Origin of the sequence: Burkholderia sp. RF4-BP95 (assembly GCF_001521985.1) — a bacterium.
GTDB lineage: Bacteria > Pseudomonadota > Gammaproteobacteria > Burkholderiales > Burkholderiaceae > Burkholderia > Burkholderia diffusa.
Genome location: NZ_LOSX01000011.1, coordinates 277826 through 293515 on the forward strand (window position 1 = coordinate 277826; position 15690 = coordinate 293515).

General features: G+C 64.0%; 12 protein-coding genes. 6 read left to right on the plus strand and 6 right to left on the minus strand.

Features of this window, described 5'->3' with window-relative positions; translation table 11 throughout:
* Positions 1-32 precede the first annotated feature (32 nt).
* From WS46_RS03830 to WS46_RS33385, 3 genes are all read right to left on the minus strand, one after another.
* Entirely contained in the window at positions 33-1277 is a 1245-nt protein-coding gene (locus WS46_RS03830) for an ABC transporter ATP-binding protein (RefSeq protein WP_059689364.1), read from the minus strand.
* A gap of 44 nt (positions 1278-1321) precedes the next feature.
* Entirely contained in the window at positions 1322-3217 is a 1896-nt protein-coding gene (locus tag WS46_RS36350; protein WP_059689346.1) for a hypothetical protein, read from the minus strand.
* 530 nt (positions 3218-3747) lie between these two features.
* Positions 3748-4917, minus strand: a complete 1170-nt coding sequence (locus WS46_RS33385; RefSeq protein ID WP_373558350.1) for a LacI family DNA-binding transcriptional regulator — start codon at positions 4915-4917, stop codon at positions 3748-3750.
* A gap of 519 nt (positions 4918-5436) precedes the next feature.
* Here WS46_RS33385 and WS46_RS03845 point away from each other — a divergent pair.
* A complete protein-coding gene (locus WS46_RS03845) occupies positions 5437-6627 on the plus strand; it encodes a M20 aminoacylase family protein (protein ID WP_059528537.1) in 1191 nt (396 codons plus the stop codon).
* Between the two features lie 57 nt (positions 6628-6684).
* Complete coding sequence (locus WS46_RS03850; RefSeq protein WP_059689348.1) at positions 6685-8016, plus strand: MFS transporter; 1332 nt, start codon at positions 6685-6687, stop codon at positions 8014-8016.
* A gap of 34 nt (positions 8017-8050) precedes the next feature.
* On the opposite strand, the gene WS46_RS03855 is transcribed toward WS46_RS03850, so the two are convergent.
* The gene (locus WS46_RS03855; RefSeq protein WP_059689349.1) at positions 8051-8971 is read right to left on the minus strand and encodes a LysR family transcriptional regulator; all 921 of its coding nucleotides are present in this window, start codon (positions 8969-8971) and stop codon (positions 8051-8053) included.
* A gap of 184 nt (positions 8972-9155) precedes the next feature.
* Between WS46_RS03855 and WS46_RS03860 the strand changes: the two genes are divergently transcribed.
* Both WS46_RS03860 and WS46_RS03865 read left to right on the plus strand, forming a co-directional pair.
* Positions 9156-9908, plus strand: coding sequence for a transporter substrate-binding domain-containing protein (locus WS46_RS03860; protein WP_257129922.1), 753 nt, complete (start codon positions 9156-9158; stop codon positions 9906-9908).
* A 44-nt stretch (positions 9909-9952) separates the two neighbouring features.
* Complete coding sequence (locus tag WS46_RS03865) at positions 9953-11068, plus strand: succinylglutamate desuccinylase/aspartoacylase family protein (RefSeq protein ID WP_059689351.1); 1116 nt, start codon at positions 9953-9955, stop codon at positions 11066-11068.
* A gap of 158 nt (positions 11069-11226) precedes the next feature.
* Here WS46_RS03865 and WS46_RS03870 read toward each other — a convergent pair whose 3' ends face one another.
* Positions 11227-12015, minus strand: a complete 789-nt coding sequence (locus WS46_RS03870) for an IclR family transcriptional regulator (protein WP_059528522.1) — start codon at positions 12013-12015, stop codon at positions 11227-11229.
* Positions 12016-12242: 227 nt separating this feature from the next.
* On the opposite strand from WS46_RS03870, the gene pcaF reads away from it, so the two are divergent.
* Entirely contained in the window at positions 12243-13445 is a 1203-nt protein-coding gene (gene pcaF, locus WS46_RS03875) for a 3-oxoadipyl-CoA thiolase (RefSeq protein WP_059689352.1), read from the plus strand.
* A 97-nt stretch (positions 13446-13542) separates the two neighbouring features.
* Here pcaF and WS46_RS03880 read toward each other — a convergent pair whose 3' ends face one another.
* Complete coding sequence (locus WS46_RS03880) at positions 13543-14022, minus strand: DUF523 domain-containing protein (RefSeq protein ID WP_373558351.1); 480 nt, start codon at positions 14020-14022, stop codon at positions 13543-13545.
* Positions 14023-14554: 532 nt separating this feature from the next.
* Between WS46_RS03880 and WS46_RS03885 the strand changes: the two genes are divergently transcribed.
* On the plus strand, positions 14555-15690 hold a 1136-nt coding region (locus WS46_RS03885), incomplete at its 3' end, for a PAS domain-containing methyl-accepting chemotaxis protein (protein WP_059689354.1).

Below are 15690 nucleotides of genomic sequence, written 5' to 3' on the forward strand. Positions count from 1 at the left end.
ATTCTCCTCGTTGTTGGTCGGTGACGCCGTTACTACCGCCCCCGGCGTGCGTTCGCGTTGTAGTGTTCGTTGACATGCAGTTGGCCGATCACTGCACTGCCGGCTTGATGGGCGAAACCGCCGTCGGCTATCGGCATGGTGGTCATCGATGCCTGCTGGTCGAGGCAGCGTTGCAGTGCATTGCCGTCGGAATCGAATGCGTGCAGCTTGTCGGGAGGTACTGAAAATGGAAGGCGCTGGCCGGCGCTGACATTTGTCGAACCCGGCAATTTGGCTATCCAATGTGACGCCACGTCGCCGCCATTCAGGTACGCATATGTCGCCTCGCCTAGACGCTCTTGCCACATGACTTCGCGCACGAAATGCTGAGTTCGGGTGCCGAGCGCGAGATCTTCCGGACGAACGCCGAGTGTGAGTGACGCACCCGGACTCAGGGGTCTCGCATCGACACACGCCGAAAGCACGTCTCCGCTGGCCAGACGCACTTGGGCCAGGTGCTTGCCGGCCGCCATGAGTTCGGCGTCGATAAAATTCATCTTCGGTGAACCGATGAATTCGGCAACGAAGCGATTCCGCGGATGGTAATAGAGCTCGAGTGGCGGCCCGGATTGTGCCAGGCTTCCCATCCGGCGAGCGGTTTCACCAGAGTTAAGCAGTACGACTCGATCGGCGAGCGTCATGGCTTCCACCTGATCGTGCGTGACGTAAATAGTGGATGCTCGACCGATTTCGCGATGAATTCGTGCAATCTCGTGACGCGTCTGTACACGCAAGGCTGCGTCCAGATTGGAAAGCGGCTCGTCGAATAGAAAAACGCCAGGCTCACGGGCGATGGCGCGCCCGATCGCAACGCGCTGTCGCTGGCCACCGGACAGTGCGCGTGGCTTGCGATCCAGTAGATGCTCGATTTGCAGTGCGTGCGCGACGTTGAGAACCTTTTCTCGGACCGTTGCCTTGGGCGTTCCGGACAGAGTCAGTCCGAATGACAGGTTTTCATAGACGGTCATGTGAGGAAAGAGCGCGTAGCTCTGGAACACCATCGCCACGCCGCGGCGTGCGGGCGGTACGAGATTCACTCTCCGTTGGCCGATATAGATGTCTCCGTCCGTGACATCCTCGAGCCCTGCAATCATGCGAAGCAGGGTGGATTTTCCGCAACCCGAGGCGCCGAGAAATACACAAAATTCGCCCTCGGCGATGTCGAGATCGATGTCCCGAACGATGGGCAGACCGTTTCCGTATGCTTTCGACACGCCTTTCAGTATTACGCTTGCCATGCCATTCTCCATATGACCTTCTTCTTTAACCCGCGCATGCGTGCTCAATTCGAAGCCTGCACAATGGCCGTACTTTGGGGTGCGACGGAAACCTCGACATATGTGTAAGTGGGGCCGTTGCTGCCCTCGGGTTGCTCGGTTTTAACCGTTTGGGATACACCGTTCACTGTGATCTTGGGGTAGGTGCCTGAGAATCGCGCATGCCACGTGTAAGTTGATCCCCCGGTGGGGTTCTCATTGGTTAGCGTGCTCTTTGTCGTGCCGTCGTGTCTCACGGTGATCTTGCCGGTCCCGATCGGAATGTGTGAGACCTGGAGCCAAGTCATGCCGCTGGACGGCAGTTGCGAAAGCGTCGTCAGCCTGTTGTCGGGCGCATCCGGCTCAACACCGAGGAGGCCGGCAATCGCCTGCCCGACGAGCGTAAATGACACTTCCGGGTAATCGGCGTTGATGAAGTTGTTGCCATAACCGCCGTGTACGTCGTTGATGTGGTTGTATACATATTGCATCCACGCCCATGCGGTGGTGCCATCGCGGACGGCGAAAAACGCGTCGGGAAGGTAGGTCACCGCCTCGAGATTGGCTGGCGTGGAACCAAGCGCGGTGGTGTTGAGCCACGTCATGTATTGATTGCGACGCGTACCCGGTTCCATGATGCCTTTCATCGGAGGGAACCAACTCATCTCGCCGCCCCATACAGTAGACTTTTGCGCGGACGCGTCATAGCTGCGTACCACGTCGTTCGAGGTGGACGAATAGACACTCCACGGATTGTTGTAATAGGTTCTCAGGTCACCGGCTTTTGTCGCATAGGTATTCGCCGTCGTGCTGTCGCTAGCTGCCGCCGCGAGTACTTGCATTGCAAGGTAGGCTTGATATTGGCTGGATAGCGCGTCGGCAGCCTCGACCGGATTTCCCGGCGCGCCTTCGTTATAACTCGCGACGCCAGACCAGATGTCGGAACCGCTTTCCTGTGTGACTTTGACTTGCCGCCCGTTGGCCGTTCCATCACTGAGTATCCCGTAGTGGTCGTCTACGAAGGTACTAACGGTGTTTTGCGCGAACGTATATAACGAGCCAGTCGACGCGACATAATCTGCGTCCCCTGTCCAGCGATATCCGTCTGCGATGCGCTGTGTGAGTTCGAATGGCGCGGGCAACTCGCGCACAAACGATGTGTCGCTTGAATAGTCGGTCTGCCCGATCGATCCGTCAAAATTCAGCGCCCATGCAGGGTAGTATTGACGCCCGGAGGTCGCCGTCGACGCGAATGCCGTTAGCATTGCTTTGTTTTGTGCATCGAGGCCCAGCACGTGCGCGCCGATGAACTGGTGTGCAAAATCGCGGGAGTAATAGTAGGAGCGGAACGGATAGCCTGCCCAGTATGACGAGGCATACGTCACGCTGCCACGACCACTCTTGTCATTCTCATCCAGGTTGGCGACGCCGGTTGTGCAAGCCTGGCGTACCCAGGAGTTGGCCTTTGTTTTCGCCCAGTTGAACATCGCGACGACGGTCGCGTTATCCGAGGAAATCTGCGGATCGTTGGGTGCCGAGGACACGACCTCGATATCGTCGATATTGATCCAGTGACGCCCGCTTGACGATGTGAATGTGACCGTTACCACGCTGTTCGCTGTAACTGGAACCCGCGGGATGGTGTACTTGATGTAATTCGTGGTCGAGATAGAGGATGGGAGTGTGATCGTCTGAACGGTTTGACCGGCGACCTGGACTGAAAAGGTACCGCCCATTCCGGTGGCCGCTGCAATCCATGTGGAGATGTCGAATGATCCGCTTACCGGAGAAGTGACTGCCTGCGAAACAGATGATCCGTCCGCGCCTGGCAGGAACGCAGCTCTGCTACCGGTATGCGAGTTGTTCGAAGCGCATCCAGCCCCCGATGTCACCGTCCATGTACCTGGACAGGCGTAACCCACGGGATTTGCCAGTTCGAAACCCGGATCGCCAAATTTCAGGGTCTGGAAATTGGCCGGGCAGGTGGCATGTGCCAATTCGATCGAGCATAAGGCCAAAGTTGCGTAGAGAACGGTCGCATGGCCGCGATACGGCTTGGATGCCTGTGGTTGATTGCTTCTCATCATTATTAATCCCCTATTTAAATTTGTTTGTATAACTAATTAAATGATTGTCGCCACCGGTCGTGGAAATTCTTGCTGCATTCAAGGGTCAAATGGATAATCAATGGCGAGGATTGCTACATAAATATTAGTAGTCCAAATATATTTGAAAAATGTCAATGTTTCTGAACTTTGTGCTTATGGAAAATGTGTTGCGGATACTTGTTTGAACGTCGTCGTAACGAGATCTATCCTGACCCTAGGTCTTCATTTGCTTGGATGGCCGTTATTCAGATCGAAGACAATTGAATCACGGAAAAAGCTGTTCGCCTGCTCGCCTTGGGTCCGATGTGCAACAGTTTTGCACCTGTGTCGTGTATGGTCCACTTTCAGTTTCGTTTCTCGATATTTGGAGAACTCGCACCGCAGGATTGTCGGACAACCAATGGAGCAACTGCGCGAGAATGCAGCCCATCGACTGGGTTTCCAGCTATGAGTCCAAGCAACATCGCTGCCGCGTCATTCCCCTCCTTGAACGGTTCGGTGCGCACTGTTGTGAGGGGAGGCGTTGCGAATGCCGCGAGCGGAATATCGTCGTAACCGACGACTGCCAGATCGTCCGGGATGCGCAATCCGGCGTCGCGGATCGCGGCCATCGCTCCGAAAGCTACAGTGTCGTTACCCGCGAACAGCGCTGTCATGCGAGATGCTCGAGAGAGCATTGTTCGCATGGCTTCATAACCGCTTTCCGCGCTGTAATCGGCAAATGCTATCCATTCGGGGCGCACATCCAGACGCCGTGCTTCCATTGCTTGTCGGAAGCCATTCAGGCGGTCGTGTACTACCTGATAGTCATCGGATGCGAAGCCGATATGTGCAACGCGCTCATGACCGAGGCCAAGCAGATGTTCCGTTGCCCGTTGAGCGGCAGATCGGTTGTCAACGCCAATGGCACATATCGGGTGCGAATCGGCCAGGTTCGAGCCGAATACGACGAGCGGAAATTCCTTATGAGCCAGCTTACGGAGGTGATCATCGTCAAGCTTTCGTGGATTCAGGACCACCAAGCCATCGACGCGCCCACTCTCCACGAGATCAAGAAAAGCACCAGGGCGGTGCGATTCCTTGACGGGTTCGAGTATGACCTTGTAGCCGTTCGCGTGACAGGCTGCGCTCAACCCTGCGAGAAATCGAGGCAGATAGGCGTCGACGTCGACGTGAATATGATCGCCATGAGGCATGAGGAGCGCGACCGTTCTCGTCGAGCCGACGGCGAGCGATCGAGCCATGGCGTTCGGAACATAGCCGAGCTTTCTGGCTGCCGCGAGCACGCGACTGCGAGTTTCCTCGCTGATTCCCATGCCGGCGACGCCGTTCAATACGAACGACACTGTTGTTCGCGACACGCCCGCGAGTTGGGCTACCTGGATGCTGGTTACGCGACTCACTGGAGATTGCCCCTGATTCGAGTTGGCTTCAGCGTTGATCTGCAAGCTGTATGAAGCCTGCAAGACGATCGATTTCTTACCGTTTCGCCCGCTACTAACGCGCTTTAGTATAGGATCGTAATGTGTCAAGTCAAGGTCGTGGAAATTGGTGGTTACCCTTGGTTCGGCGCGGATGCCGCTGCGCAATGCACGTGAGCATCGCGGGTGACGGTGTTACGGCAAGATGTCGATGCGCACCTTCCTCGATTCAATGGAACTCGCAAGGGAGAGGCGGTAACACGCAGGGTGTGCAACAGACGGTTGTATTCCATGTTTCCTCCAGGTCTCCAGATCGGAACCGGTCCGTAGCGGACCTTGTCCGCGGATATTGCAGGTGTTGTTTCCCCTGGCGCGAAGCCTCGCGCGACTGGATTCGCTTCTTCTCGCTGGCGCTGCTTTTGCTGAAGCGATAACCCGATCCAATCGAAAGTGACACGATCGCGCTCCGTACTAACCCTGATTAACAAACCTTATCGCGGTGAAAAATTCCGCATCTTATTGAACGGATATCGGCTCGCTATAGTGGCTCGCTTTCCCGCACGCAACCGTTCGCGTGCGGCTGACACGCTGACGATCAGCAGGAGCCGCTTGATGACCACCGACGTCCGATTCACCGAAATCGAGGATCTGATGCCCGCCGCCGGCGGGCTGCGCGAGATTCGCCATCACATTCACCATCATCCGGAGCTCGCGTACGAGGAGCACGAGACGGCCGCGCTCGTCGCGGACAAGCTCGAGCAATGGGGCTGGCAGGTGACGCGCGGGGTCGGCGAGACGGGCGTGGTCGGCACGCTGCGCGTCGGCGACGGCACGCGCAGCATCGGCATCCGTGCGGACATGGACGCGCTGCCGATCATCGAGGCGACCGGCCTGCCGTACGCGAGCGGCACGCACGGCAAGATGCACGCATGCGGCCACGACGGCCACACGACGATGCTGCTCGGCGCCGCGCAACACCTCGCGAAGACGCGCAACTTCTCCGGCACCGTGCATCTGTATTTCCAGCCGGCGGAAGAGCACGGCGTCGACAGCGGCGCGAAGAAGATGATCGACGACGGCCTGTTCGACCGCTTTCCGTGCGATGCGGTGTTCGGCATGCACAACCATCCGGGCGCGGCGCCCGGCGTGTTCCTCACGCGGCGCGGCCCGTTCATGTCGGCCGGCGACAAGGCGATCATCTCGATCGAGGGCATCGGCGGCCATGCGGCGCGGCCGCACCTGACGGTCGATCCGGTGGTCGTCGCGGCGAGCATCGTGATGGCGCTGCAGACGATCGTCGCGCGCAACGTCGACCCGTCGCAGCCGGCGGTCGTCACGGTCGGCTCGATGCACGCGGGCACCGCGAACAACGTGATCCCGAACGGCGCGCGCCTCGAACTCAGCGTGCGGTCGTTCAGCCCCGACGTGCGCGCGCTGCTCAAACGCCGCATCGTCGAGCTCGCCGAGTCGCAGGCCGCGAGTTACGGCGCGACCGCGCACGTCGAGTACATCGAAGGCTATCCGGTCGTCGTCAATACGGATGCCGAAACGGATTTCGCCGCGCAGGTCGCGCGCGAGCTGGTCGGCGACGCGCACGTGGTCGAGCAGGCCGACCTGCTGATGGGCAGCGAGGATTTCGCGTTCATGCTGCAGCAGCGGCCGGGCTCGTTCGTGCGGCTCGGCAACGGCGAAGGCGAGGACGGCTGCATGGTGCACAACCCGAAGTACGACTTCAACGATCGCAACCTGCCGATCGGCGCGGCGTTCTGGACGCGCCTCGTCGAGCGGTACCTCGGGCAGTAAGCCCCGGCGGCGGCGCGCGGCCGGCGCTTCCGGCCGCATTGAGAGGAGAAACGAACGATGCAGAAAGACCATCTCGCGCTGCACCCCGCGTCGGCGGGGGCTGCCGAAGCCGATACGCGCGGCGCACCGGCCGTCACGAAGCGCGGCGCGATCGCGGCGGCCGTGATCGGCAACTGGCTGGAGTTCTTCGATTTCACCGTGTACGGCTTTTTCGCGGTGCTGATCGGCAAGCTGTTCTTCCCGTCGAGCGATCCGACCACGTCGCTGCTGCTGTCGGTCGCGACGTTCGCCGCGGGCTTCTTCACGCGGCCGCTCGGCAGCGTCGTGCTCGGCGTCTATGCGGATCGCAAGGGCCGCAAGGCCGCGCTGAACCTGACGATCATGCTGATGGCGCTCGGCACGGGCCTGATCGCGATCGCGCCGACCTACGCGCAGGTCGGCGTGGCTGCGCCGCTGCTGGTCGTCTGCGCACGGCTGATGCAGGGCTTCTCGCAGGGCGGTGAATTCGGCGCGGCGACTTCCACGCTGATCGAGCAGGGCGGCACGTCGCACCGCGCGTTCCGCGCGAGCTGGCAGCTCGCGACGCAGGGCGGCGCGGCGCTGATGGGTTCGGGCTTCGCGGCGCTGCTGTCGAACACGCTGACGAAGGACGCGCTCGAGGGCTGGGGCTGGCGCCTGCCGTTCCTCGTGGGCGTGCTGATCGCGCCGGTGGGTATGGTTCTGCGTCGCCGGCTCGCGGACGATGCGCCCTCCGACAGCCATCACGGGATCGAACGCGGCGTGCTGCGCGAGCTGTTCTCGCAGCACACGCGCACGGTGCTGCTGCTGATGCTGACGGTGATGGGCGGCACGGTGTCGACCTACATCCTGACTTTCTACATGCCGACCTATGCGATCCATACGCTCGGGCTGCCGATGAAGCTGTCGATGTTCGTCGGCGTCGCGTCGGGTTGCGTGATGCTGGTGACGTGTCCGCTGTTCGGCTGGCTGTCGGACCGCCTCGGCAGCAGGCGCATGCCGATCTTCGTCGGACGCGGCGTGCTGGTCCTGCTGCTGTTCCCGGCGTTCTGGCTGATGAACCATCATCCGACGCTGTCGGTGATCCTGCCGCTGACCGCGCTGATGCTGCTGTTCTATTCGCTCGGTTCGGCATCCGAAATGGCGCTGATGTGCGAATCGCTGCCGCGCCACGTGCGCGCGACGGGCATCTCGATCGCGTATGCGCTCGCGGTGACGATCTTCGGCGGCACCGCGCAGCTGATCGCAACCTGGCTCGTGAAGACGACGGGCAGCAAGCTCGCGCCGGCCGGCTACGTGGCCATGTGCGTGGTGCTGTCGCTGATCGCGGTCGCGATGCTGCGCGAGACGGCGCGCGAATCGATGGACTGACGTGCGGCGCCGCGGGCGGCGATCCGCGTGTGGATTACCGCCCGCGCACGGTCCTCAGGTACGACGCGAGCATCGTCGCCAGTTCCTGCGCGGCGGGCGTCAACGGCACGGCCGCGCGCTGCAGCAGGCAGACTTCCTGCGATTCAGCCTGCTCGCGCACGCGCACCTTCGCGAGCGCGCCCGCGAACGGCCCGTGCCGCGTCACGGCTTCGGATTCGAGCGCGAGGCAATCCGTCTGCGTGACGAGCTGCAGCGTTTCGAACATCCCTTCCACGGTTGCGATGATCGTCGGCGCGGGCTGGGCGTGCGCGTCGAAATACGCGAGCAGCCGGTTGACGACCGGATCGGCGCTCAGGTTCGGCGAACGCGTCGACACCCACGCGTAGTCGGCCAGCTCGGCAAGCGATTGCGCGTGCTGCCGCGGATGGCCGTTGCGGCACACGACCACCGGCGCCGACGCATGCAGCGGCGTGACCGCGAGATCGGTCGTGTCGGTCTGCTTCGCGACGAGCGCGATCGCGAAATCCACCGCGCTCTCGCGCAGCCAGCCGATCATCATCCGCGACGTGCCGGTGCGCAAGTGCACGTCGACCTTCGGGAAGCGCGCGCGGAACGCGGTCAGCACCGGCGCGAACGCATCGATCAGCGGTTCGGTCACGAGGCCCAGCGTGACGGTGCCTTCGTAGGCGCCGCTCAGCTGACGGATCTCGTGCTCGACCTGTTCGCACTCGCCGAGGATCGCGCCCGAGCGCGCGAGCAGCCGCTGGCCGACGGCCGTCGGCACGATCCCGCGATTGGTGCGCGTGAAAAGCGTCGCGCCGAGCGTCGCTTCGAGGCTCTGCAGTTGCTGCGTGACGCCGCTCTGCGCGAGATCCAGCGCGCGTGCGGCGGCGCGCAGGCTGCCGTGTTCGACGACGGCCTGGAAGATGCGGAGCTGGGACAGCGTGAACGCCATGGTCGAGCGCGAGGCCGGTGATCGGAAATACCGATCATGATAAGACAGCCGCGCGTTCCGGCGGCGACGCGCGCGCACTACGATCGCAGGCAGTCCGGCTCATGCCGGTTGTCCCACTTCCCGCCTTCCGTCGATCATGAAACGCGTGCCACGCCTCCCTCGCTTCCGCCGCTTCCTCGTTCCGCTGGCTTCGCTGTGCATCGGTTTCGCGGCGCCGTCCGCGCACGCGCTCGATGCGCATGTGGTGCGCCTCGGCATCGATCCGACCTATCCGCCGATGGACGCGAAGGCGCCCGACGGCAACCTGAAGGGTTTCGACGTCGATCTCGGCAACGAGATCTGCCGCCGCGCGCAGTTGCGCTGCCAGTGGGTCGAGCTTGAATTCTCCGGGATGATCCCGGCGCTGCAGGCGCGCAAGATCGACGCGATTTTGTCGTCGATGGCGATCACCGAGAAGCGCGAGAAGCAGATCCTGTTCTCGTCGAAACTGTTCCGCTTCAAGTCGCGACTCGTCGCGCGGCCCGAGCGCGGGCTCGGCAGCACGGCCGTGTCGCTGGCCGGCAAGCGCGTCGGCGTGCAGTCGGGCACGCAGTTCGAATCGTGGGCGCTCGCGCACTGGGCGCCGGCCGGCGTCGGCGTGGTGCCGTACAAGAGCCAGGACGACGTGTTCGCCGATCTCGTCAACGGCCGGCTCGACGCCGCGCTGCTCGGCACGGTGGAAGCCGACTACGGATTCCTGCGCCAGCCGAAGGGCAAGGGCTTCGCGTTCGTCGGCGCGCCGCTCGACCTGGGCGATCGCGGCGTCGGCATCGGAATGCGCCAGTCGGACACGGCGCTCAAGGCGTCGATCGACGGCGCGATCGCGTCGATGCTGAAGGACGGCACGTACGAGCGGATCGCGAAGCAGTACTTCGATTTCAACCCGTACGGCGACTGAGCCGAACGCGCCGTTTCCCTCGCATTTTTCATTCGGGATCCTCGATGCAGATTCGCACCACGCCGCTCCTGTCGCCGTCGATCGGCACGCAGCGCACGCTGACGAGCTTTCACTTCGGGCCGGCCGACGCCGGCCGCAAGATCTACCTGCAGGCCGCGCTGCACGCGGACGAGACGCCCGCGATGCTCGCCGCCGTCGCGCTCAAGCAGCGACTCACGCAGCTCGACGCGGCCGGCCGGCTCGCGGCCGAAGTCGTATTGGTGCCGGTCGCGAATCCGATCGGGCTCAACCACCATCTGCTCGGGCAATTCATCGGCCGGTTCGATCTCGCGAGCGGACGCAATTTCAATCGCGGCTTCCTGCCGCTCGCCGACATCGCCGCGCGGGCGCGCGACCGGCTCGGCGCGGATCCCGAACGCAATCGCGCGATCGTGCGCGAATGCGTCGGCGCGGCGTTCGACGAGATCGCGCCGCGCACCGAATTCGACGCGTTGCAGCTTGCGTTGCTGAAGCTGTCGCACGACGCGGACGTCGTGATCGACCTGCATTGCTCGCTCGAAGCGGTGATGCACGTGTACACGAGCGACGCGGCATGGCCGCAGGTCGAGCCACTCGCGCGCTATCTCGGCGCGGAGGTGTCGTTGCTCGCCGAGGATTCCGGCGGCCACGCGTTCGACGATGCGCATCACCTGCTGTGGACGCAGTTGCGGCAGCATCTGCCGGAACGCACGCCGATGGCGGCGGGCACGGTGGCCGTGACCGTCGAGTGCCGCGGCCAGCGCGACGTGACGCACGAATACGCGGCGCGCGACGCCGATGCGCTCGTCGACTATCTGGTGTGGTGCGGCGCGGTGCGCGGCGAGCGCACGCCGCTGCCGCCGCTCGCCGCGCCGGCCACGCCGCTCGCGGGCAGCGAGCAGTTCTACGCGCCGGTGAGCGGGATTCTCGTGCACCGCGCGGCGATCGGCGCGACGATTCGTGCGGGCGATCCGTTGTTCGACATCGTCGATCCGCTGACCGACGCGATCACGACGGTGTCGAGCGGCACCGACGGCGTGTTCTACATGCGCCGCGCGATCCGCTTCGTGACGGCCGGTGCGCCGCTCGGCCGCGTGACGGGGACGGTGCCGGTGCGCACGGGGATGCTGCTCGGGGCGTGAGTGCTGGTCGCGGTGCCTGAGCGGCGCCGCGCAATGTCGTACTTGTCGAATTGAGCGAGCGTTACAGCAGTGTCGGAGCATTGAACGGGCGGCCAGATGCCCCCGTTTTTTGTGTCCGCGAATGGCCGTCGCAGTGGTCCGGCCATCCCGCGGTGCACTCACCCGCGCCGTGCCACCAGTTCCGACACCGTCTGCGCGGCCTGCTGCAGCGGCCCGAGAAACTCCTTCACCATCTGCTTCGCGGTATGCCGCTGCGCGTTGCCGCTGATGTTCATCGCGGCGATCACCTGCCCGCGCCGGTTGCGGATCGGTGCCGAGATCGACATCAAGCCCACTTCGAGTTCCTGGTCGACCACGGCCCAGCCTTGCTGGCGCACCTGCGCGATCGTCGCCTTCAGCTCGCCGATGTCGGTGATCGTGCGCGGCGTGTGCGCGCGGATGCCGCTCTGCGCGAGCGTTTCGTCGAGCGCCGCGTCGTCGAGCGCGGACAGCAGCACACGGCCCATCGACGTGCAGTACGCGGGCAGGCGGCTGCCGATCGACAGGTTGATCGTCATGATCTTGTGGGTCGGCACGCGCAGCACGTAGACGATCTCGGTGCGGTCGAGCACGGCGGCCGAGCAGCTTTCGTGGATCTGCGCGGACAGCTGCTCCATCACCGGATCGGCGAGACTCCAGAACGGCATCGACGTGAGATATGCGAAGCCGAGTTCGAGGATCTTCGGCGTGAGCCGGAACAGCCGGCCGTCGGCCTCGACATAGCCGAGCGTCTGCAGCGTCAGCAGGATCCGGCGCGCGCCGGCGCGCGTGAGCCCGGTGGCCGAGGCGACCTCGGTGAGCGTCTGCTCCGGGCGCTGGGCGTCGAATGCGCGGATCACCGCGAGGCCGCGCGCGAACGACTGCACATAGGAGTCGCCCGGTTTCGTCTGGATGTCTTCGGTTGTCATGAACGGTCGGATTGTCGTGCAGCCGAGAAGATAGCGCATGGGGCCTGACACGCCAACCGCACCGCGGACCGGGCGCTTGACAGGTCGTCCCCGCACTCCCTATGATGCGTTGAACGTTCGATACACGATCTTATGTTCGTATATAGAACATTTAAGCGCATCCCGGCGGGCAATGCAAGGGGCGCGTTTCATTCACTTCCCAGCTTTGCATGAGACCGGAGACACTGATGACCGAAGCTTTTCTGTGTGATGCGATCCGTACCCCGATCGGCCGTTACGGCGGCGCGCTGTCCGGCGTGCGCGCCGACGACCTCGGCGCGGTGCCGCTCAAGGCGCTCGTCGAGCGCAACCGCGACGTCGACTGGACGGCGATCGACGACGTGATCTACGGCTGCGCGAACCAGGCCGGCGAGGACAACCGCAACGTCGCGCGCATGTCCGCGCTGCTCGCGGGTTTGCCGGAGGGCGTGCCGGGTTCGACGATCAACCGCCTGTGCGGTTCCGGGATGGATGCGGTCGGCGTGGCCGCGCGCGCGATCAAGTCGGGCGAGGCCGCGCTGATGGTGGCCGGCGGCGTCGAAAGCATGACGCGCGCCCCGTTCGTGATGGGCAAGGCCGCCAGCGCGTTCGCGCGCCAGGCCGACATCTACGACACGACGATCGGTTGGCGCTTCGTCAATCCGCTGATGAAACAGTTGCATGGCGTCGATTCGATGCCGGAGACGGCCGAGAACGTCGCGGTCGACTACAACGTCAGCCGCGCCGACCAGGACCTGTTCGCGCTGCGCAGCCAGCAGAAGGCCGCGCGTGCGCAGCAGGACGGCACGCTCGCCGAGGAAATCGTGCCGGTCACGATTCCGCAGAAGAAGGGCGATCCGGTCGTCTTTTCGCGCGACGAGCATCCGCGCGAAACGTCGCTCGAGACGCTCGCGAAGCTGAAGGGCGTCGTGCGTCCGGACGGCTCGGTGACGGCCGGCAACGCGTCGGGCGTCAACGACGGCGCTGCCGCGCTGCTGCTCGCGAACGAAGCCACCGCGAAGCGCTTCGGCCTGACGCCGCGCGCGCGCGTGCTCGGCATCGCGACGGCCGGCGTCGCGCCGCGCGTGATGGGCATCGGCCCCGCGCCGGCCACGCAGAAGCTGCTCGCCCGGCTCGGCATGACGATCGACCAGTTCGACGTGATCGAGCTGAACGAAGCGTTCGCGTCGCAGGGCCTCGCGGTGCTGCGCATGCTCGGCGTCGCCGACGACGATCCTCGCGTGAACCCGAACGGCGGCGCGATCGCGCTCGGCCATCCGCTCGGCGCGTCGGGCGCGCGCCTCGTGACGACCGCGATGTATCAGCTGCATCGCACCAACGGCCGCTTCGCGCTGTGCACGATGTGCATCGGCGTCGGCCAGGGCATCGCGATCGCGATCGAGCGCGTCTGATCGCGTCATCCTGTGAAGCGGCGGCGTTCACGTCGCTTCACAGGATTCCCGCTTCAAACGATGTGGCCGGCACGCGATCGTCGTGCCGGCCACATCGTCATTCAGCTTGCGCGCGTTGCGCGAGGCGTGCGACGAGCGCGTCGATCTCGGTGTCCGCGAACACCTCGACGCCATGCTGGCGCAGCAGCGCCGCCGTCACGCCGGCGCCGGCATGCCGTCGGCCCGCAAAACTCCCGTCGTAAATGAACGTGCTTCCGCACGAGGGGCTGCCGTCCGCCAGGATCGCGTAGCGGCAGTCGTGCGCGCGTGCCAGCGCGAGCGCGGTGCGCGCGCCGTCGATGAACGGCGCCGTCACGTCGGCGCCGTGCACGTCGACGATGCGCGCGGCACCCGACAGAACGCGTTGCCCTGATGCCCCATCCGCGATTTCGGCGGGCGGTCGCGGCACGCTCAATCCCCCTGCCAGTTCCGGACACACGGGCACCAGGCGCCCTTCGCGCTGCCATCGTGCGAGCGTTTCATGCGCGGCGGTCTTTGCCGAGCCGTTGTAACGGACGGGGTGACCGAGCACGCACATGCTGACGAGGATCTTCGGCAAGGCCGGCGGCTGCGACGCGTTCTGCAATGTCGTTCTCCGGGCAGGCGGTGTTGAGCGAGCGGAAATTCTACGCGCGGGTTGCGTTCGTGCGCGTACGGAGGACCTCGCGCCGGGCGGCATGTCCGCCGCCGCATTCCGGCACGACCGATTCCGATTCCATTGATTGCTGGATTTTTTCATCGAATTCAAATGCCGGTCGAATGGAGCCGCGCAGGCTGAATCGTTTCGCTGTGCGCAATGGTTATGTGAACCGATGCGTCGCCTGACGTAATCCAGCAAAGCATCGGGCCGTATCCGCAAAGCGCCGGACGCGATTATCGCGGGATTACTTGATCGAAATCATGTCGACGACGGAATTCAGATTTTCCGGCGCTTTCGGACTCAGGATTTCCCGGTGATTGCCGACAGTAAGGACGAGACCGTCGTAAAGCGATAAACCGTTTTTCGGCTACTGAGCGTGATTTTCGCGCCGCGCGGATCCCGCAGACGGATCCGCCTTTCGGAGCCTTGCATGCGCAACAACCAACCTGTCACCCAACAAGAATTCGAATTTCCCGACGACGTCACGCTGATGTCGACCACCGATGCCGACAGCATCATCACGTACGCGAACACGACGTTCGAATACGTGAGCGGCTTCTCGAACGACGAACTCGTCGGTCAGCCGCACAACGTCGTGCGGCACCCGGATATGCCGAAGGAGGCGTTCGCCGACATGTGGGCGACGTTGAAGAGCGGTGAGCCGTGGACCGCGCTCGTGAAGAACCGCCGCCGGAACGGCGATCATTACTGGGTGCGCGCGAACGCGGTGCCGGTGATGCGCGACGGCGTGCCGCACGGTTACCTGTCGGTGCGCACCAAGGCGCCGCGCGACGAGATCGCGGCCACCGACGCGCTGTATCGCGCGTTCCGCGAAGGCAAGGCCGGCCAGCGCCGGTTCCACAAGGGGTTGATCGTCCGGACCGGGCTGTTGCGGATCGCGTCGCTGCCGCAGACGATGTCGGTGCGCGCGCGCGTGCATTCGGCGCTGTGCGTGCTGGCGCCGGCCGTTGTCGGCGCGGGCGGGGCATGCGGGCTGGCCGGCGGCGGGCTGGCGGCGTTTGCCGCCGCGACGGCCGGCGTGTCGGTGGCCGCCGGCCTGTGGCTCGATGCGCAGATCGTGCGTCCGCTGAAACGGCTGCACGACCAGGCACTGAACGTCGCGACCGGCGAAAACCGCCGCGGCGTGCGGATGAACCGCGTCGACGAGATCGGCATGACGCTGCGCACGATCAATCAGCTCGGGCTGATGTTCCGCTGGCTCGTCGACGACGTCAGCGAGCAGGTGCACAACGTGCAGCGCGCGAGCAACGAGATCGCGCAAGGCAACAACGACCTGAGCGCGCGCACCGAACAGGCCGCGTCGAGCGTGCAGGAAACCGCCGCGTCGATGGCCGAAATGACGGCCACCGTCGACAGCAATGCCGAGACCGCGCTGCAGGCGAACCGGCTCGCCGTGTCCGCGAGCGAAGCGGCCGAGCGCGGCGGGCAGGCGGTGAGCGAGGTCGTCACGACGATGGACGACATCACCGCGAGTTCGCGCAAGATTTCCGACATCATCGGCGTGATCGACGGCATCGCGTTCCAGACCAACATCCTCGCGCTGGA